Below are 17,591 nucleotides of genomic sequence, written 5' to 3' on the forward strand. Positions count from 1 at the left end.
GACAGTTAAATGCCTATTATTACTCTTCCTGACGGCAGTCAGCGTCAATTTGACAACCCTGTTTCTACTCTTGATGTCGCGCAATCTATCGGCCCTGGTCTGGCGAAAGCTACTATTGCGGGTCGTGTTGATGGTCAACGTGTCGATGCTTGTGATCTCATCGAAGCGGATGCAAGCCTTGAAATCATCACAGTGAAAGATGAAGTCGATGGTCTTGAAATCGTGCGTCACTCATGTGCGCACTTGTTAGGTCACGCGATCAAGCAGCTTTATCCGAACGCGAAGATGGCGATCGGTCCGACCATCGATAGTGGCTTCTACTACGACATCGACTTAGAAGAGTCATTGACGCAAGAAGATCTTGAAAAGATCGAAAAGCGCATGAAAGAACTGGCGAAAACCAAGTACCCAGTCATTAAGAAGAAAGTCAGTTGGCAGGAAGCACGTGATGCGTTTGAATCACGTGGTGAAACTTACAAGATGGAAATCTTGGATGAGAACGTCGCACGCGATGACCGTCCAGGCCTTTACCATCATGAAGAATACATCGATATGTGTCGTGGTCCTCACGTACCACATATGGGTTTTTGTCAGCACTTTACGCTACTGAATGTAGCGGGTGCTTACTGGCGTGGTAACAGCGACAACAAAATGTTGCAGCGTATTTATGGTACGGCTTTCCACGACAAGAAAGCGCTGAAAGCGCATCTAACGCGCTTAGAAGAAGCCGCCAAGCGTGACCACCGTAAAATCGGTAAGCAGTTGGACTTGTTCCACATGCAGCAAGAAGCACCGGGTATGGTGTTCTGGCACCACAATGGTTGGTCTATTTTCCGTGATTTGGAAGTGTTTGTTCGTGAAAAACTGACAGAGTACGACTACCAAGAAGTGAAAGGTCCATTGATGATGGATCGCGTGCTTTGGGAGCGTTCGGGTCACTGGGATAAATACGCCGATGCGATGTTTACCACGTCGTCAGAGAACCGTGAATACGCCATCAAACCAATGAACTGTCCAGGTCACGTACAGATCTTTAACCAAGGTCTGAAATCTTACCGTGACTTGCCTCTGCGTATGGCGGAGTTTGGTTCTTGTCACCGTAATGAACCGTCAGGTGCCCTGCACGGTATCATGCGTGTGCGGGGTTTTACGCAAGATGACGCGCACATCTTCTGTACAGAGAGTCAAATCCAAGAGGAAGTGACGGGCTGTATTAAGATGGTCTACGACACATACCAGACGTTTGGCTTCGAGAACATCGTCGTTAAACTCTCCACTCGTCCTGAAAAGCGAGTGGGATCGGATGAGATCTGGGATCAGTCGGAAGAAGCGTTGAAGCAATCTTTGCAATCGATGGACATTCCATACGAAATTCAAGAGGGCGAAGGCGCATTTTACGGTCCTAAGATCGAATTCACTCTGTATGACTGTCTCGATCGTGCATGGCAATGTGGTACGGTGCAGCTAGACTTCAACCTACCTGGCCGTCTAGGTGCCTCTTATGTGGATGAGAACAACGAACGTCAAGTTCCTGTTATGATCCACCGTGCGATTTTGGGCTCGCTTGAGCGCTTTATCGGTATTCTCATCGAAGAGTACTTTGGCTTCTTCCCAACTTGGCTATCTCCTGAGCAAGCTGTTGTCATGAATATTACTGATAAGCAGTCTGATTACGCGAAGGAAGTGGCTCAAAAACTACAAAAAGTTGGAATTAGAGCAAAAGCAGACTTGAGAAATGAGAAGATTGGCTTTAAAATCCGCGAACATACTTTAAAGCGTGTACCATACATGCTGGTTTGTGGTGACCAAGAGATGGAAGCCGGCGAAATCGCAGTACGTACTCGTAAAGGTAAAGACCTCGGTAAATTTAAAGTGGATGACTTTATTGCATACATCCAAGACGAGATCTCTACCCGTAAGCTCAATCTGGAGGAATAAACTATTAAAGGCGGAAGACGCGGCCAAGTACCGGCCAAACAAAATGCTCATCGTTTAAACGGTGAAATTCGTGGCGTTCGTGAAGTTCGTTTGACGGGTGCTGATGGCGAATCAGTGGGTGTTGTTTCTATCCAAGAAGCAGTCGCAGCTGCTGAAGAAGCAGGTATGGATTTGGTTGAAATCAGTCCAAACGCTGAGCCACCAGTATGTCGTGTAATGGACTACGGTAAATTCCTCTTTGAGAAGAGCAAATCTGCTAAAGAGCAGAAGAAAAAGCAAAAACAGGTCCAGATTAAAGAAGTAAAATTCCGTCCTGGAACTGATATTGGAGACTATCAGGTAAAACTACGCAACCTGACGCGTTTCCTTGAAGAAGGCAACAAAGTGAAGGTAACAATTCGCTTCCGTGGCCGAGAAATGGCACACCAAGACATCGGTGTTGATGTTCTCAAGCGCTTGAAAGAAGACACAGTAGAATTTGCTGTTGTGGAATCTTTCCCAAGCAGAATTGAAGGGCGTCAGATGATCATGGTTCTTGCCCCTAAGAAGAAGTAATTAACGGCTTACAAGTAATTTAACCCCGCCGTTTACCTTACGGTTAAATGGCGGGGTTTTATTCGCCCTGATTACGTGTTTATTAAACTACTACAATGCGGAGTTATTCATCATGCCTAAGATGAAAACCAACAAAGGTGCTGCTAAGCGTTTCAAGAAAACTGCTGGTGGTATTAAGTACAAGCACGCTACAAAACGTCACATCCTGACTAAGCGTACTACTAAGAACAAGCGTCAACTACGTCCTAACGCAATCCTTCCACGTTGTGAAGTGGCTGCTGTTATCCGTATGTTGCCATACGCTTAATTCTTTTTAGTTTATTTATCGTTTAGTTTAGGAGAAGCATAATGCCTCGCGTAAAACGTGGTGTACAAGCTCGTGCACGTCATAAGAAAGTTCTAAAACAAGCTAAAGGTTACTACGGAGCACGTTCACGTGTTTACCGCGTAGCTTTCCAAGCAGTTACTAAAGCTGGTCAATACGCTTACCGTGACCGTCGCGCTAAGAAGCGTCAGTTCCGTCAACTATGGATCGCGCGTATCAACGCTGCATCTCGTCAAAATGGTCTATCTTACAGCCGTTTCATCAACGGTCTTAAGAAAGCATCTATCGAGATCGACCGTAAGATCCTTGCTGACATCGCGGTATTCGACAAATCTGCATTCGCAGTGCTTGTTGAAAAAGCGAAAGCAGCTCTTTAATTAGAGTTCGCTGTTAGGATTAGGAAAAGGAGAGCTTAGGCTCTCCTTTTTTATTGCCTGTCTATCGGATGCGATTTTTCGAACAAGGCAAAACAAAACGCAGGCAAATGCCTGCGTTTTGTTGTTTCAGAGAAAGGGCGCTACTAGCTATTATTGCTTTCGCGGTACTGATATTCATAGTCGACGTTCACTAGCGCTTTATAGGCAACTTGGCCGCGTTCAGAAGCGAACTCTTCGACGGTGACCGTCATATCTTCCACTTTGATAGAAGGTAGTAGAACGTTACTTTGATGGATAGGAAGTGTACGTTTTAACTCCGATGCATCCATGGCGCGCACTTCTTTCATCAGTTTAAAGCCCGCCTCGTAAGCCATCTGCTTACTCTGATAATCACCCGTCGTCAGTGAGCGATGTGATTGGGTGGTTTGCGTTGACGCCAACACAGAAGAACTTAGGATTAACGTTGAAAGTAGAATGAGTTTTTTCATCACGGAGACTCCTTATTGGTTACCGTTGATGTCTATGCTAGCGAGTGATCGATTTTGCGTCTGTCAAGGTAAGTAATTCTTATTACAGCTTGTGTAAAGAGTTTGGATACGATACTGACGTTTGCGCAACCTAACGCTAACAATGTCAAACTTCTATGGGTTTTTGTGGTCGTATTACAGAAGTCGGTCATGGAGTGTTGAATAGAGGTGAAGGCCTTGACCGACCAATAGCAACTTTCAAGTTTGGTATTAATATTGCTTGGTTTATCACCACTGCCGGTGCGCAGTCGTGATAAACAGAATGGACATCAGCAGTGTGTTGCAAAGGAAACCGCAATGAAGAAATTTGGACTGGTGCTTTTGATCGCGATCGGTTTAGTGGGGTGCAGTACTAAGTTTGTGTACAACAATATGGATTGGTTGTTGGTACGTTACTTACAAGACTACGTTGAACTGGATGATGACCAAGAGTCCCTCGCAAGCGAGAAGATCGCCACCTTGAGCCAGTGGCACCGTGAGCAAGAGATCCCACATTATATTGAACATTTGGATGAGTTGATGGCGATTGAGCCAACCACGTTTACTGTCGATGATCTGATCTCTGAGCAGCAGAAGCTCGAGGCGCACACGACTCGTCTGGTCGCAAAAGTGACGCCAGAACTCTACGAACTGGCCAGCCAACTGTCTGATGAGCAAGTTGAAGAGCTCATGGACAATATCCGAGTAAAGCACACCCAGTACAAAAAACGTTACCAAGACCTTTCTGAAGAAGCGATTCGGCAACGATACAAAACGCGTATAGAAGAGAATATCGAAACTTGGGTCGGTGACTTAACCGATGAACAGCAACTGATGGTTGATCAATGGGTTGCGGACATGACACTGACCAACCAAGATTGGGTCGCGCATCAGACGCGTATGCGTGTTGAGCTCAATGCCTTACTTGCTGTCCGTGTCGATCCTTCACTCTTCCAACCTAAACTGCAATCGTTGATGGATACGCCAGACAAGCTCTATAGCGCCGATTTAGAGCAAAAAATTGCATACAACCAGCAGCTGTCGAGACGTTACCTGGTGACCATTATCAACAGCATGACCCCTGATCAGACTGCGCACTATCGACAAGAAATCCAGGAGTGGAAGGAGATTGCACTGTCAATTCGATGAACATTAACAGCGAGAAATCAATACCTTGGTCTAAGTTAGCCAACGCACAGTTTCGTTGCTCTTTACTTGGGCTCGCCTCGAAAACTGGTTAGATTATGGGTTTTGCAGCGAAGGTTGGAGTGGTATGGATTGGGCAGTGTTGTTCGTCGCTGGCGTGTTGGGGGGAATACTCAATAGCGTCGCTGGGGGTGGCAGTTTTATCACTTTTCCTGCGCTGATGTTTGTTGGCGTGCCGCCAATTGTTGCAAACGCCACCAATACCTTTGCCGCTTGCGCGGGTTACCTCAGTGGCGCCTATGGATTTCGTGAAGACATCGCTTCTGAAAAAAAACAAATTATTCGAATTGTTCTGGGCAGTTTACTCGGCGGAGCGTTAGGTGCTTGGTTGTTATTGAGTGTCTCAGAGCAACAGTTTCTTGGTGCAATTCCGTGGCTGCTGCTGTTTGCTACCTTGCTGTTTATTTATGGTCATCACATTAGCGCATGGGCGTCACGTCTGGCGACACATCCGACTCGAGAAGTTCGACTTAAAAGCGTCATCTTGACACTGTTTTTGGTTTTCGTCGCGGCGTATGGCGGTTTCTTCAATGCAGGGCTTGGCGTGATTGTATTAAGCTACCTTGTGTTAGCAGGCTATCAAAATATTAATCAAATGAACGGTCTTAAACTGCTGATCTCCTCGGCGGTCTCTTTGGTGGCGATCGTTATTTTTGTCGCTGAAGGGGCAATAGACTGGCCACGTGGTATAGCGGTCATGATGGGTACACTAAGCGGCGGGTATTTGGCGGCACGTGTGTCTAGGCGAGTAGCGCAGCAAACAGTGAAGCGTTTCGTTGCGTTGTCTAGCTTGATCATGACGGTGTACTTCTTTATTGATGTATATTGGCCTATCGACGAGTGGTGATGCGCTTTGTGCTGTGCTGACTGCCATGATCACATCTAAAGCTATTTTGAGCTTGTTTTAGGTTAATTTATCTCCTTTTCTGCCACTCTCTAACTGTACTCATGACGGAGCATCTGTCACCAATATCACCCAGTTTTCCCATTTCTTTCCAGTGATAGGAGGCGTTATGAGTAGAAAACTAGGTCGCGTGATGTCGAGCAGCCGTATGATCTGTTTTGTGGTTTTTCTCGCAGCGGTATTTGCATGGATTTTGAGTATGCCGGCGCTGTTTACGGTGTCACTTTTAGCGCTGGTGGCTAGTGGAGTACTGTATTGGGATGACGTGAAGAAAGCGCATCAATCCTCAAAAAGATCACTCTAGCATTGCTCAAGTGGCCAGATGAAAATGGGCACATGCGAGTGTGCCCAGTGTAACGTCGGATGGCCTTACCTAGAAGAACCCAAGTGGATTCACGTCATAGCTGATGAGTAAGTTTTTGGTGTTTTGATAGTGATCCAACATCATTTTGTGTGTCTCTCGCCCGATGCCTGATTTCTTGTAGCCTCCAAAGGCGGCGTGGGCAGGGTAGGCATGGTAGCAGTTTATCCACACTCGGCCAGCTTCGATGTGACGCCCCATACGATAGGCAAGGTTGGCATCACGTGTCCACACGCCAGCCCCCAAGCCGTAGTCCGTATCGTTGGCTATCGCGAGCGCTTCTGATTCATCCTTGAACTTGGTGATCGCAATGACAGGACCGAAAATTTCCTCTTGGAAGACACGCATTTTATTGTTGCCTTCAAGGAGTGTTGGTTGGATATAGTAGCCAGAGGCAATGTCGTCACTTTGCGGGGCCACTTCTCCGCCAAACACCACATTTGCCCCCTCTTGGCGGCCAATTTCCAAATAGCTCAGAATCTTGTCAAATTGCTCTTGAGAGGCCTGCGCTCCGACTTGTGTGTCCGTATCAAGCGGGTTGCCTTGTTGAATGCTCTTCGCTCGCTCTGCGACTTTGGCAATGAACTGGTCATACACGGCTTCGTGCACCAAGACACGAGAAGGGCAAGTACAGACTTCGCCCTGGTTGAAGAAAGCGAGCAACGTGCCTTCTATACATTTATTTAGGTACTCATCTTCGTGTTCAAAGATGTCAGGGAAATAAATATTGGGTGATTTACCGCCCAGCTCAACGGTGGACGGTATCAAGTTATCCGCGGCGCATTTGAGGATGTGGTTACCGACTTCTGTTGAGCCCGTAAAGGCCAGTTTGGCGATTCGGTTACTGGTAGCAAGTGCTTGACCTGCTTCATTGCCGAAGCCGTTGACAACATTAATGACTCCCGCCGGGATTAAGTCACCAATTTTTTCCATCAAGAGTAAGATGGACGTGGGTGTTTGTTCGGCCGGCTTTAATACCACACAGCAGCCTGCGGCAAGCGCTGGCGCAAGTTTCCACGCCGCCATGAGCATGGGGAAGTTCCATGGGATGATTTGACCAACAACTCCAATCGGCTCAGGAAAGTGATAGCTTGCGGTTGTGGCATCCAGTTCGGCGGCGCTGCCTTCTTGTGCTCGGATACAGCCAGCGAAATAGCGGAAGTGGTCGACAACTAACGGTAGATCAGCGGCCAGCGTTTCACGTACCGGTTTTCCGTTCTCCCAAGTCTCGGCCACGGCCAGTTCTTCAAGGTTGGCCTCGATGCGATCTGCGATTTTCAGCAGGATGTTGGCGCGTTCAGTGACGCTCGTGGATGCCCATGCCGAGCGAACGTGGTGCGCCGCGTCGAGTGCGAGTTCGATATCTTCGGCTGATGAACGTGCGACTTGGCAATACACTTTGCCATTGACGGGAGAGACGTTGTCAAAGTATTCGCCGCTGACTGGTTTCACCCATTCTCCTCCGATGTAGTTGTCGTAGTGAGACTTGAAGTTCATAAGTGAGCCTTGAGTTCCGGGTTGAGCATAGATCATGTGAAGTCCTTTTGTTTCTCGTTCAGATTACTGGTAGCGCTGGGCGCTATCGTTATTCTTCTGGGTAGATTGTTCATGTGTATCAAATCGGCGAAGGTACTGATCTTCGAATCTATCGCACGGTGTTTTAAACACATGGACAAGAAATACTTAGGCAAATCACAGACCAAGTGTTAAAAACTTGTTGTAAATATGTTGTCGAGCTAGAGTTTCCAATAATGTAACGGTGTTATGGGTGCGAGTTTTTTGCGCTTTGGAAAGCGGGCAGGAATGTTCAGCTGTTCCAAATTGACACATCTGATTGTTGACTATTGGAGCAGGTATGCAGCTGCGATCGATGAACACGCAAGACTGGTTGGCTTCTTCTTGGACACGCAGTAGCCATGCGGGTCTAAGAGAAGTGAGGAAGCCAGAAGACATTACGTTAAGCAAAGCGAAATTGGATGAACGTCGCTTTCAATGTCGTGAGGTCATTGAGGCGGTGGAAACCAGTGCGCTTCCTCTGTTCAATCAAGTGATGGCTCGCACAGACAGTCGCTTGATCTTTACTGATCCACAGGGCGTGATTCTAGCGACTTGGGGACAAGATAAATTTCGCGATAAATTAGCGGCCATTTCACTCGGTACAGGTTCGTGTTGGTTGGAGCATGTTAAGGGAACCAACGCCATCGGTACTGCGATCCATGAACGTCGCGCGCTCACCATCGTTGGGGAGCAACATTACATCAAACATCACCGATTCATCAGTTGTTCGGCGAGCCCACTCTTCAATCATCAAGGTACCTTGGTTGGTATCTTGGATGTCACTAGTGAGCAGAAAACCCACGATGCCACCGAGCAGTTACTGGTGCAAAATATGGTTCAGATGGTGGAAAACCGATTGTTAGCCTCTGTACCTGACGGCGCTGTGCAACTCAACTTAGCTACAGACTCTTCCTTCCTCAGTTCTGGCTGGCAAGGCATAGTGATTGCTGATGAGCGAGGTAAGGTCTTGGCCCACAACCCAGTGGCTTCACAGCTAATACGTCACTCTGGTTTAATTGGCATGTCGGTTGAGCAAGTACTTGAGCAATCACAACGCCAGCAAGGCTTAATTGTGCAACAGACGGCGCTTGGCCGCCAAACTCGGCGTAGGAAGCGCTTCAACACGGACAATTTACTTCATTATGGCGACTCTTTGGTTGAGCAGGCTTGGCAGCAAGCGAGTCGTTTATATGGCAAAGACATCAGTTTGCTAGTGCTTGGTGAGACTGGCGTGGGAAAGGGGGAGTTTGTCAAAGCGTTGCATGCTAGCAGCGTTCGGCGTACAGCACCTTTGGTCACTGTAAATTGCGGTGCCCTCGCAAAGGAGCTCATCGAGTCTGAGCTGTTTGGTCACGCGTCGGGCGCTTTTACAGGGGCGAACAGCAAGGGCTACATCGGCAAGGTTCGGCAAGCGGACAAAGGCTGTCTGTTTTTAGATGAAATTGGCGAGATGCCTTATGAAGCTCAAAGCCGCCTGTTAACGGTATTGCAAGACAAGGTGGTTACACCTGTTGGCAGTGGAGAGAGTCACAAAGTCGATGTCCAAATTATCGCCGCTACCCATCAAGATTTAGCCAAGCTCGTTGAGCAAGGGCAGTTTCGGCAAGATCTGTACTATCGACTTAATGGGTTAATCATCACTTTACCGCCGCTTCGATCTCGACACGACCGACGTGATTTAATTCAAACACTGCACCAGAAGCATGCCCAACGGGATAACCAGCAGCTAAGCGCAAGGCTACTTGACACACTGGATGGTTATTCGTGGCCGGGAAATTTACGAGAGTTAGACAACCTACTCAAGGTGACCGCGCTTCTTAATCCGGATGAAGAGTGGCTGAGTATTGAGCATCTGCCTAGCCACTTAGCTCATGCAATGGTGTCTGAGTCTGAGAGTTGTGATGACGAGAGACAAGATTTGCAAACCACTGTGAATAGCGCATTGCTTAATGCTTATCAAGCGTCAAAAGGTAACATCAGCCAAGTGGCGCGCAGTTTAGGTGTGAGTCGAAATACCGTTTATCGTAAGCTGAAGTTGTTGGGATTATTAGAGTTAAAAAAATAAGAGCGCCGAATGGCGCTCTTACGTTTTTTTTTAGCCTTGTAGCCCGCCTTGTTGTTGGGCTTGTTTTACTAGTGCCTGACGCTCAGTCTCTTTATCAGAAATTACTCTATTATCCTTGTTATTTGCTTGTTCAACATCCGATGGAACAAATACAAAGTGTTTGTTAATAGTCATAATTGAGCCCTACTAAGTAAATATTGCCACTCCAATTTAGGTGAGTGGTCAAGGTGTGACATCATCCACACTTTTTTAATTATAGGCGTAGATGAGGGGATGAGATCACCCAACCTCATCTATCAACGGGATGAGCCAACAAAAAAAGGGCGCTTTCGCGCCCGATTCAATGGTTGCGCTACAGGTTACACATCGTAAGTGGTCGATGCGGTATCACCGCCTGTACCTGTCCAGTTAGTGTGGAAGAATTCACCACGTTCACGGTCGATACGCTCGTAAGTGTGCGCACCGAAGTAATCACGCTGAGCTTGCAGCAGGTTCGCTGGTAGACGAGCCGTTGTGTAACCGTCTAGGAAAGATAGCGCAGAAATCGTACATGGCATTGGGATGCCTGACTCTAGAGATTTCGCTGCCACTTTACGCCATGCCGTTAGGCTGCTTTGTAGGATGTTTTTGAAGTACTCGTCAGAACCTAGGAATGCAATATCTGGGTTCGCTTCGTACGCATCTCGGATGTTGCCTAGGAATGCCGAGCGGATGATACAACCACCGCGCCACATGAGTGCTACGTTACCGTAGTTAAGATCCCAGCCGTTTTCGTTTGATGCTTCGCGCATTAGCATGAAGCCTTGAGCGTAAGAGATGATCTTAGACGCTAGTAGCGCTTGACGAAGTGCGTCAACCCACTCTTGCTTATCACCTTCAACCGGAGTGATTGTCTTGCCGAATAGCTTCTCAGCTTCAACACGCTGCTCTTTTAGTGCAGATAGACAGCGAGAGAATACTGACTCAGAGATAAGTGTCAGTGGAATACCTAGGTCTAGGGCATTGATACCTGTCCACTTACCCGTACCTTTTTGGCCTGCTGTGTCTAGGATCTTCTCAACGAGAGGCTCACCGTCTTCATCTTTATAGCCAAGGATGTCAGCCGTGATTTCAACCAGGTAACTGTCGAGCTCACTCTTGTTCCAATCAGCGAATACAGCTTGCATCTCGTCAGCAGACATACCAAGACCGTCTTTCATGAACTGGTAAGCTTCAGTGATTAGCTGCATGTCGCCGTATTCGATACCGTTGTGTACCATCTTAACAAAGTGACCAGCACCGTCGTTACCAACCCAATCACAACAAGGTTCACCAGCGTCAGTTTTTGCTGAGATACCTTGGAAGATAGGCTTAACCGCTTCCCAAGCTTCCACAGCGCCACCAGGCATGATTGAAGGACCGAAACGTGCGCCTTCTTCACCGCCAGATACACCAGTACCGATGAAGTGAATGCCTTGCTCACGGCAGTGCGCTACGCGGCGGTTAGTGTCTGGGTAGTTAGTGTTACCACCATCGATGATGATGTCACCTTCGTCTAGAAGTGGGATTAGGTTGTCGATGAAAGTGTCAACAACGTCACCAGCACGAACCATCAGCATCACTTTACGTGGCGTTTCGAGTTTCTCAACCAACTCTTCAAGTGAGTAAGCACCAATAATGTTTGTACCCTTCGCTGGGCCTTCTAGAAACTCGTCTACTTTCGCAGCAGTACGGTTGTGAGCCACCACTTTAAAGCCGTGGTCGTTCATGTTGAGGATAAGGTTTTGACCCATTACCGCTAGGCCAATAACACCGATATCACCTTTCATTATTTCTCTCCAATATGTTCTCGTTGGACGAGCAACCGCGTTATGCGATTTTCGCCGCTGCGTCAGAATCTAAGTACCACTCCGTCTCACCCGCTTTCGACAGAATTTTCGCCGCGGGGTAAGGCAGTTCGCTTGCTGGAGTGGTGTGAATTTCGTACACGATATCAACTTTACCTGAGCCAAGAACGAGGTAGCTGATTCGTTTTGCTGCTTCTAGCACTTTAGCGGTTTTTGACACGCGTAGTTGGCCAGATTCAGGATGAGAAGCGACAACAGACAAGTTCTCATCCGCATAGTTGGTTTGACCCGGGAATAAAGAGGCAGTGTGGCCGTCGGCGCCAACACCCAATAGAATCCAATCAAACACGGGTGTACCGTTTTCACACGGGATAACCTCTGCCATTTCGTTGGCAAAGCGCAGCGCTTCCTGCTCGGCGTCATTTTCGCCGCGAATACGGTGGATGTTTTCAGCAGGTAGGTTCACTTTGCTAAATAGCAAAGCGTTTGCTTCGCCGTAGTTGCTTTCCGCGTCATCCGGTGCAACGCAGCGTTCGTCTCCCCACCAGAAGTGGAGGTTTTGCCAAGCGATGGTATCCGCGTATGGGGCCTGGGCCAACAGGTTAAACAGCATCTTAGGGGTGCTGCCGCCGGAAAGTGAAATGTGAACAGGTCGGCCAAGCTCGCTGTACGATTTCATATCGTTGGCAAGGCTTTCTACCACCTGCTGCGCGGTTGAGTGGATCTTGTGATTGATCATAGTTCGCAGTAGTCCGTATCTGTCAGGTTTTTACATGGGAAGCGCCATGCACGGTTGTTTCGTGCTAACAAGTCATCAGACTCTTTTGGCCCCCAAGTACCACAAGCGTAACCAAACAGTGCTTGTGGATCTTGTTTGAAGTCGAGAATCGGTTGAACGTACTTCCAACACGCTTCAACCGCATCGCTACGGGCAAATAGAGTAGCATCTCCGTTTAAGGCATCAAGCAGAAGACGCTCATAAGCCGTCAGCATTTGGGTCTCTTGCAGGTCGGCGTAGTGGAAGTTCATTTTCACTTCTTTCGCTTTAAAGCCTGCGCCTGGCTCTTTGAGACCAAAGCTCATCTGAATGCCTTCGTCAGGCTGAATTCGAATGATGAGTTTGTTTTCTGGTGCATTTTGACCAAATACTGGATGCGGCGTCTGTTTAAAGTGGATGACCACTTCAGTCACGCGAGTAGGAAGACGTTTGCCCGTACGTACGTAAAAAGGCACACCATTCCAGCGCCAGTTATTGATGTAAGCTTTTAGACCAATGTAGGTTTCCGTGCGCGAGTCGTCGGCAACGCCATTTTCTTCGCGGTAACCCAATAGGTGCTGGCCACGGACTTCAGATGCTGTGTACTGACCCAACACCAAATCATTGCGCAGCGCGTCTTCGTCTAACGGTTTGAGGCACTGCAGAACTTTCACCACTTCATCACGCATGGAATCAGCGTTGATTTGTGCTGGCGGCTCCATTCCTACCATCGCTAACACTTGCAGCAGGTGGTTTTGGAACATATCACGAACAGCGCCAGAGCCATCGTAATAGCCACCACGTTCTTCAACACCGAGGAACTCGGCGCCAGTGATCTCGACGTAGTCAATAAAGTTGCGGTTCCACAAGGGTTCAAACATCGCATTAGAGAAGCGGAACACCAGTAGGTTTTGTACCGTCTCTTTTCCTAGGTAGTGGTCGATGCGGTAAATCTGGTGCTCTTGAAAATGCTCGTGGATCTCTTTGTCCAGCTTTTGCGCAGACTCTAGGTCATAACCGAATGGCTTTTCGATGATCAAGCGTTTCCAGCCGTCTTCTTCATTGTTCAACCCATGTTCAGCAAGGCTGGCTGGGATGACACTGTATAAACTTGGCGGTGTCGCAAGGTAGAAGAGCGTATTGCGTTGCTCGAACTGGTACTGATTGGAAAGGTCATCCAGACGGGAGACCAATTTGCTGTAATCGGTGCTGTCTGAGGTATTGATCGCTTGGTAATGAAGATGGTTGATGAAGGCATCGAGCGTCTCAGGAACCGTCTTTTCCATCTCTTGTAGAGAGCGCTTCAGTTTATCACGGTACGATTCATCACTGTATTCAGTACGACTTACACCCAAAATGGCAAAGTTCTCTGGAAGCTGCTTGTTCGCATACAGGTGGTATAACGCGGGGATCAGCTTACGGTATGTTAAATCTCCCGAAGCACCAAAAATCACGATGCTGCTGTTTTCTGGTATTACCATCATCTTTCCTTTAGAAACAAGGGTCTTAAATCTGTTGCGCCAAATTATCAGCGCAGCGAATAAATAGAAAATCGGTGCTACCTATCATCTCAATAGGGAGTGCCACTTACTTTCTAGGCGTTTGAAACGGCAGGGTATTGTCTACGACAATTTGACATACATCAACTATTGAGAAGGCAATCGATTAATATTTGTCAGACTAATTTATTAAATAATTGAATAAGCAGAAAAAAGAACAGTAACCGGTAAGGCGGCGTTCGCTATGAGCTCGAAAACGATTGCGCAAAAACCAAACAGAGCGGACTAAGAGGTGATGAGATTAAGAGTCAGGTTGACTATGGTCATTTGGGCTAGCTTGAGCACATATTTGCAGCGCTCATAGAATGTGAGACACTTCGCGACCCACGCATTGAAAAGATGAGCGATGAGCAGCGACAGCAAGCAAGATAAATCGATGGCCGTATTTCATCGGATCAGCAAGGTGTTGGATTACATTCACCACCACATCGAAGATCCGATGACGCTGGATGAGTTGGCTCAGCAGAGTTGCTGGTCACGTTGGCAGTTGCAACGCGTTTTTCAAAACGAAACGGGCACGACAGTGGCCAATTATGTACGAGAGCTAAAGCTCAGCGAAGCGGCTGAACGTTTGCTCGATGGCGCGGATAAGGTCATTGATATCGGCTATGCGCTCGGTTTTGGCTCGGAAGTCAGCTTTAGCCGCGCGTTTAAACACAAGTTTGGAGTCAGTCCAAGAGCGTATCGGCAGGCAGGGCAACGCACAGGGTTAAGAAAGCCTCTTCAGTTTTCCTCGGACAGAGATACAGCGTATCGGCTTGGCAATCAGGCTGCGTTTGTCCATATTCGAGTCGAATCTAAGCCCGCATTTTTTGTTAGTGGTAGTCACGGTTACATCAATGGGTTGTTTTCACCTCAGCCCAACTTCGCCACGCAAGTTCCACTGTTGTGGCAGCAGTTTGAACAGGCGCTGCCAGACTCCACTGACCAATGGCAGAGGGTAGGGGTGGTCGATACTCAGCACGCTCAATTTGATGCCACGCCACTGACGTATTGGGCAGGGGTTGAGCTTTGCGATGCGCGGCAAATTCTAGATTGGGCGCACTCATCTACGTTGAGTACTCTGTCAGTTCCGGCTCAAACTTATGCGGTGGTCACACATAAAGGTCCGATTCGTGGGCTACCGGACACCCTAGAGTGGTTTATTCTCAATTGGTTACCTAGCTCAAACTACTGCGGCGTTGATGGCTTTGAACTGGAAGTGTATCCAGCTCACTATCATTCTGAATCGCCAAGTGCAGAAATGGAGTATTGGTTGCCAATCGAGTTGCGATAAGGCGCAGTCCGCTGATTCCCACTCCTTTTTCTCTTTTCCCTCCTCCTACTGAATTACGCGCTCGCAGCGAATAAAACACTGCTAAACAAAAGTCGGTGACTTTGCACCAAATTGTTAACTTTTGCCAATTTAAAAAATTTAGAATGCAAATGATATTAATTCTTATTAAGATAAAGCATGGGTAATTGAGGACAATATGCAATCTATCACTCACTTTCAGCGCTCGACATTGACGTTGGCGCTCATTTCAGCCTTTTCTTCGCCCCTTTACGCTGCCGAAGACGGAGACGCTTCAACGATGGACACCATCACCGTTCTGGGCGAAGCGTATCGTAACACGGCCACTAAAACTGCGTTAGAACCAGAGGAAACCCCGCAAGGGATCACCACGATTGAATCAGAGCAGTTGGAGCAACGCGGTGTCAAATCCTTGAATCAGGCGCTCCGATACGCCCCTGGCGTCGTGACAGAGAAAAAAGGGGCGTCGGTCACTATGTACGACACCTTCTCGATTCGTGGTTTTACCAACAGTGAGAGCTATTATGATGGGCTTAAGCTCCCTTATCTAACGGGATGGAACTTGCAACCACAAATCGATCCTATTGCGCTGCAACAGGTGGAGATTTTCAAAGGTCCCACCTCTGTGTTGTACGGTTCTATGCCGCCGGGCGGGATGGTGAATATGATTGCTAAATCGCCGCAGCAGCAGAGCCAAACGCGTTTGAGTGTCGCGACAGGAACCAGAAATCTGATGGAAACCTCGCTCGATACGACGGGGCAAATCGGTGAGAGTGATGTCTCTTATCGCTTGGTTGCCCTTGCTCGTAAACGAGACAGTCAAGTCGACAATGCAGAGGAAGAGCGCTACGTGATTGCACCGTCGATTGATTGGCAAGCTAGCGAGCGGACGTTAATTAACCTCAACATGTACTACCAAAAAGATCCGAACATGGGGATCAACTCAGCGCTGCCCGCGTCGGGAATGATTGACAGCAACGCCAACGGTTCAACGTCACCGTCCACCTCGGCAGGCGATGTCAGTTGGAGTCAGTTTGAGCGTGAAGTGTTTATGCTCGGTTATAAAGTCAATCACGACATTAACCATCAATGGACCTTCCTACAAAACGCACGCTACGCCGATGCCTCCCTATATCAGGAAAACACTTACCACAGAGCAACGAGCTTCGATGTGTCCACTGGCGCTATGAGCCGAAACATTTACGATACGGACGAATCATCTCAGTCATTTGTGATTGACAACCAATTGTCTGGCTTAGTGACGGTCGGGCAGGCTCAGCACAACCTGCTGTTTGGCATCGATTACCTCAAGCTCAAAGGGGACTCCGTCTATCGTGAATACGCTGCAAACGCCGAGTTCTATGGATTCAATGTTTTTCGCCCCAACAACGCGCTGTTAGACAGAAACGCGTTGACAGAGGTGTATGACGAAACCCACAAGATTGAGACCGAACAACTGGGCTTCTACCTTCAAGACCAAGTTCGATTGGGCGATTGGGTACTGCTGGCGGGTGGACGCTATGACCGCTTCGAATCGAGTGACCGCAAAACCAGCACCACTGGGAGTGACACCGTCGATACGGCTGACCACCACCAACTTTCTTATCGCGTTGGGGCGTTGTATGAGTTTGACAATGGCCTTTCCCCGTTTGCGAGTTTTGCGACCAGTTTTGAGCCTGCCTCAGGCACAGACATCGACGGTAATGCGCTTGAACCTCAACTCGGTGAGCAAGTTGAGGTCGGGGTTAAGTACCAATCACACGATGGCGCGCAGAGCATGACGGCGTCTTACTTCCACATCACTAAGCAAGATGCGGTCTCTTATGACCCCAATGACCCTAGCTACCGCGCGAAGATTCAGCTAGGTGAAGTGCGCTCTCAGGGCCTTGAGCTAGAAGGCCGCTGGTTGGTCACAAGCGCTTGGGATCTTAATGCGAGCTACACCTACATGGATATGGAAGTGACAGAGGATGTCGACAGTGCCTTAGTGGGAACGACGCCGATTTACGTGCCAGAGCACACGGCCAATCTATGGACAAATTACTATTTGTACGATGGCCCGTTGGCCGGCGCGCGTGTTGGCGGTGGTGTTCGTTATGTCGGTGCGATGCAAAGAGACGCGTATAACACCGGCGAAAAAGTGCCTGCTTATACCTTGGTGGATCTCTCTTTAGGATATGATCTTGGCGCAATGAGTGACTCACTTAACGGCGCCGTGGCCAATCTAGTTGTGAACAACCTCTTTGATGAAGAGAGTTACACCTGCTATGACGACGCGAACTGCTGGTACGGTGAAGAGCGCTCGATTGAACTCAATGTGAATTACGAGTTCTGACGAGTTATTCCACGTTCTGGCTAACG

At 48.2% G+C, this 17,591-nt stretch carries 16 protein-coding genes; 10 read left to right on the forward strand and 6 right to left on the reverse strand.

Annotated features, from left to right (window positions below):
* Positions 1 to 9: 9 nt before the first annotated feature.
* The 4 genes from thrS to rplT all read left to right on the forward strand — a co-directional run bounded on the left by thrS (position 10) and on the right by rplT (position 3,195).
* The gene (gene thrS, locus AC6R0R_RS12610) at positions 10 to 1,938 is read left to right on the forward strand and encodes a threonine--tRNA ligase (protein ID WP_334551616.1); all 1,929 of its coding nucleotides are present in this window, start codon (positions 10 to 12) and stop codon (positions 1,936 to 1,938) included.
* 3 nt (positions 1,939 to 1,941) lie between these two features.
* Positions 1,942 to 2,493 (forward strand): translation initiation factor IF-3, encoded by a 552-nt coding sequence (gene infC, locus AC6R0R_RS12615; RefSeq protein WP_334552191.1) that lies wholly within the window; start codon positions 1,942 to 1,944, stop codon positions 2,491 to 2,493.
* 112 nt (positions 2,494 to 2,605) lie between these two features.
* Positions 2,606 to 2,800 (forward strand): 50S ribosomal protein L35, encoded by a 195-nt coding sequence (gene rpmI / locus AC6R0R_RS12620; RefSeq protein WP_005462620.1) that lies wholly within the window; start codon positions 2,606 to 2,608, stop codon positions 2,798 to 2,800.
* Positions 2,801 to 2,841: 41 nt separating this feature from the next.
* The gene (rplT, locus tag AC6R0R_RS12625) at positions 2,842 to 3,195 is read left to right on the forward strand and encodes a 50S ribosomal protein L20 (protein ID WP_009841742.1); all 354 of its coding nucleotides are present in this window, start codon (positions 2,842 to 2,844) and stop codon (positions 3,193 to 3,195) included.
* A 143-nt stretch (positions 3,196 to 3,338) separates the two neighbouring features.
* On the opposite strand, the gene AC6R0R_RS12630 is transcribed toward rplT, so the two are convergent.
* A complete protein-coding gene (locus AC6R0R_RS12630; RefSeq protein WP_500626951.1) occupies positions 3,339 to 3,683 on the reverse strand; it encodes a DUF3316 domain-containing protein in 345 nt (114 codons plus the stop codon).
* Between the two features lie 336 nt (positions 3,684 to 4,019).
* Between AC6R0R_RS12630 and AC6R0R_RS12635 the strand changes: the two genes are divergently transcribed.
* The 3 genes from AC6R0R_RS12635 (at position 4,020) to AC6R0R_RS12645 (ending at position 6,115) form a co-directional block, all read left to right on the forward strand.
* Positions 4,020 to 4,850 carry a DUF6279 family lipoprotein gene (locus AC6R0R_RS12635; RefSeq protein ID WP_500626952.1) on the forward strand — a complete coding sequence of 277 codons (831 nt, stop codon included), beginning with the start codon at positions 4,020 to 4,022 and terminating at the stop codon, positions 4,848 to 4,850.
* Positions 4,851 to 4,974: 124 nt separating this feature from the next.
* The gene (locus tag AC6R0R_RS12640) at positions 4,975 to 5,754 is read left to right on the forward strand and encodes a sulfite exporter TauE/SafE family protein (protein ID WP_500626953.1); all 780 of its coding nucleotides are present in this window, start codon (positions 4,975 to 4,977) and stop codon (positions 5,752 to 5,754) included.
* Positions 5,755 to 5,920: 166 nt separating this feature from the next.
* A complete protein-coding gene (locus AC6R0R_RS12645) occupies positions 5,921 to 6,115 on the forward strand; it encodes a hypothetical protein (protein ID WP_500626954.1) in 195 nt (64 codons plus the stop codon).
* A 69-nt stretch (positions 6,116 to 6,184) separates the two neighbouring features.
* Here AC6R0R_RS12645 and exaC read toward each other — a convergent pair whose 3' ends face one another.
* Positions 6,185 to 7,705 carry an acetaldehyde dehydrogenase ExaC gene (gene exaC, locus AC6R0R_RS12650; protein WP_500626955.1) on the reverse strand — a complete coding sequence of 507 codons (1,521 nt, stop codon included), beginning with the start codon at positions 7,703 to 7,705 and terminating at the stop codon, positions 6,185 to 6,187.
* A 322-nt stretch (positions 7,706 to 8,027) separates the two neighbouring features.
* Between exaC and AC6R0R_RS12655 the strand changes: the two genes are divergently transcribed.
* On the forward strand, positions 8,028 to 9,794 hold the full coding sequence (locus AC6R0R_RS12655) for a sigma-54-dependent Fis family transcriptional regulator (protein WP_500626956.1): 1,767 nt from the start codon (positions 8,028 to 8,030) through the stop codon (positions 9,792 to 9,794).
* A gap of 30 nt (positions 9,795 to 9,824) precedes the next feature.
* Here AC6R0R_RS12655 and AC6R0R_RS12660 read toward each other — a convergent pair whose 3' ends face one another.
* The 4 genes from AC6R0R_RS12660 to zwf form a co-directional block, all read right to left on the reverse strand.
* On the reverse strand, positions 9,825 to 9,968 hold the full coding sequence (locus AC6R0R_RS12660; protein WP_334551638.1) for a hypothetical protein: 144 nt from the start codon (positions 9,966 to 9,968) through the stop codon (positions 9,825 to 9,827).
* A gap of 185 nt (positions 9,969 to 10,153) precedes the next feature.
* On the reverse strand, positions 10,154 to 11,602 hold the full coding sequence (gnd, locus tag AC6R0R_RS12665) for a decarboxylating NADP(+)-dependent phosphogluconate dehydrogenase (protein ID WP_500626957.1): 1,449 nt from the start codon (positions 11,600 to 11,602) through the stop codon (positions 10,154 to 10,156).
* 40 nt (positions 11,603 to 11,642) lie between these two features.
* Complete coding sequence (gene pgl, locus AC6R0R_RS12670) at positions 11,643 to 12,359, reverse strand: 6-phosphogluconolactonase (RefSeq protein WP_500626958.1); 717 nt, start codon at positions 12,357 to 12,359, stop codon at positions 11,643 to 11,645.
* On the reverse strand, positions 12,356 to 13,858 hold the full coding sequence (zwf, locus tag AC6R0R_RS12675) for a glucose-6-phosphate dehydrogenase (RefSeq protein ID WP_334552192.1): 1,503 nt from the start codon (positions 13,856 to 13,858) through the stop codon (positions 12,356 to 12,358). Before zwf ends, pgl begins: the two co-directional genes overlap by 4 nt.
* A 424-nt stretch (positions 13,859 to 14,282) precedes the next feature.
* Between zwf and AC6R0R_RS12680 the strand changes: the two genes are divergently transcribed.
* Positions 14,283 to 15,212, forward strand: a complete 930-nt coding sequence (locus tag AC6R0R_RS12680; RefSeq protein WP_500626959.1) for a GyrI-like domain-containing protein — start codon at positions 14,283 to 14,285, stop codon at positions 15,210 to 15,212.
* Between the two features lie 196 nt (positions 15,213 to 15,408).
* Complete coding sequence (locus AC6R0R_RS12685) at positions 15,409 to 17,565, forward strand: TonB-dependent siderophore receptor (protein WP_500626960.1); 2,157 nt, start codon at positions 15,409 to 15,411, stop codon at positions 17,563 to 17,565.
* Positions 17,566 to 17,591: the final 26 nt, after the last annotated feature.

Source organism: Vibrio sp. R12-SW3-ISO1, assembly GCF_059834005.1.

What these genes read in the sequence shown, in the direction of transcription:
- thrS (WP_334551616.1), top strand. Translation starts at nt 10, where the DNA reads ATGCCTATTATTACTCTTCCTGACGGCAGTCAGCGTCAATTTGACAAC.
- rpmI (WP_005462620.1), top strand. Translation starts at nt 2,606, where the DNA reads ATGCCTAAGATGAAAACCAACAAAGGTGCTGCTAAGCGTTTCAAGAAA.
- rplT (WP_009841742.1), top strand. Translation starts at nt 2,842, where the DNA reads ATGCCTCGCGTAAAACGTGGTGTACAAGCTCGTGCACGTCATAAGAAA.
- AC6R0R_RS12630 (WP_500626951.1), bottom strand. Translation starts at nt 3,683, where the DNA reads ATGAAAAAACTCATTCTACTTTCAACGTTAATCCTAAGTTCTTCTGTG.
- AC6R0R_RS12635 (WP_500626952.1), top strand. Translation starts at nt 4,020, where the DNA reads ATGAAGAAATTTGGACTGGTGCTTTTGATCGCGATCGGTTTAGTGGGG.
- AC6R0R_RS12640 (WP_500626953.1), top strand. Translation starts at nt 4,975, where the DNA reads ATGGATTGGGCAGTGTTGTTCGTCGCTGGCGTGTTGGGGGGAATACTC.
- AC6R0R_RS12645 (WP_500626954.1), top strand. Translation starts at nt 5,921, where the DNA reads ATGAGTAGAAAACTAGGTCGCGTGATGTCGAGCAGCCGTATGATCTGT.
- exaC (WP_500626955.1), bottom strand. Translation starts at nt 7,705, where the DNA reads ATGATCTATGCTCAACCCGGAACTCAAGGCTCACTTATGAACTTCAAG.
- AC6R0R_RS12655 (WP_500626956.1), top strand. Translation starts at nt 8,028, where the DNA reads ATGCAGCTGCGATCGATGAACACGCAAGACTGGTTGGCTTCTTCTTGG.
- AC6R0R_RS12660 (WP_334551638.1), bottom strand. Translation starts at nt 9,968, where the DNA reads ATGACTATTAACAAACACTTTGTATTTGTTCCATCGGATGTTGAACAA.
- gnd (WP_500626957.1), bottom strand. Translation starts at nt 11,602, where the DNA reads ATGAAAGGTGATATCGGTGTTATTGGCCTAGCGGTAATGGGTCAAAAC.
- pgl (WP_500626958.1), bottom strand. Translation starts at nt 12,359, where the DNA reads ATGATCAATCACAAGATCCACTCAACCGCGCAGCAGGTGGTAGAAAGC.
- zwf (WP_334552192.1), bottom strand. Translation starts at nt 13,858, where the DNA reads ATGGTAATACCAGAAAACAGCAGCATCGTGATTTTTGGTGCTTCGGGA.
- AC6R0R_RS12680 (WP_500626959.1), top strand. Translation starts at nt 14,283, where the DNA reads ATGAGCAGCGACAGCAAGCAAGATAAATCGATGGCCGTATTTCATCGG.
- AC6R0R_RS12685 (WP_500626960.1), top strand. Translation starts at nt 15,409, where the DNA reads ATGCAATCTATCACTCACTTTCAGCGCTCGACATTGACGTTGGCGCTC.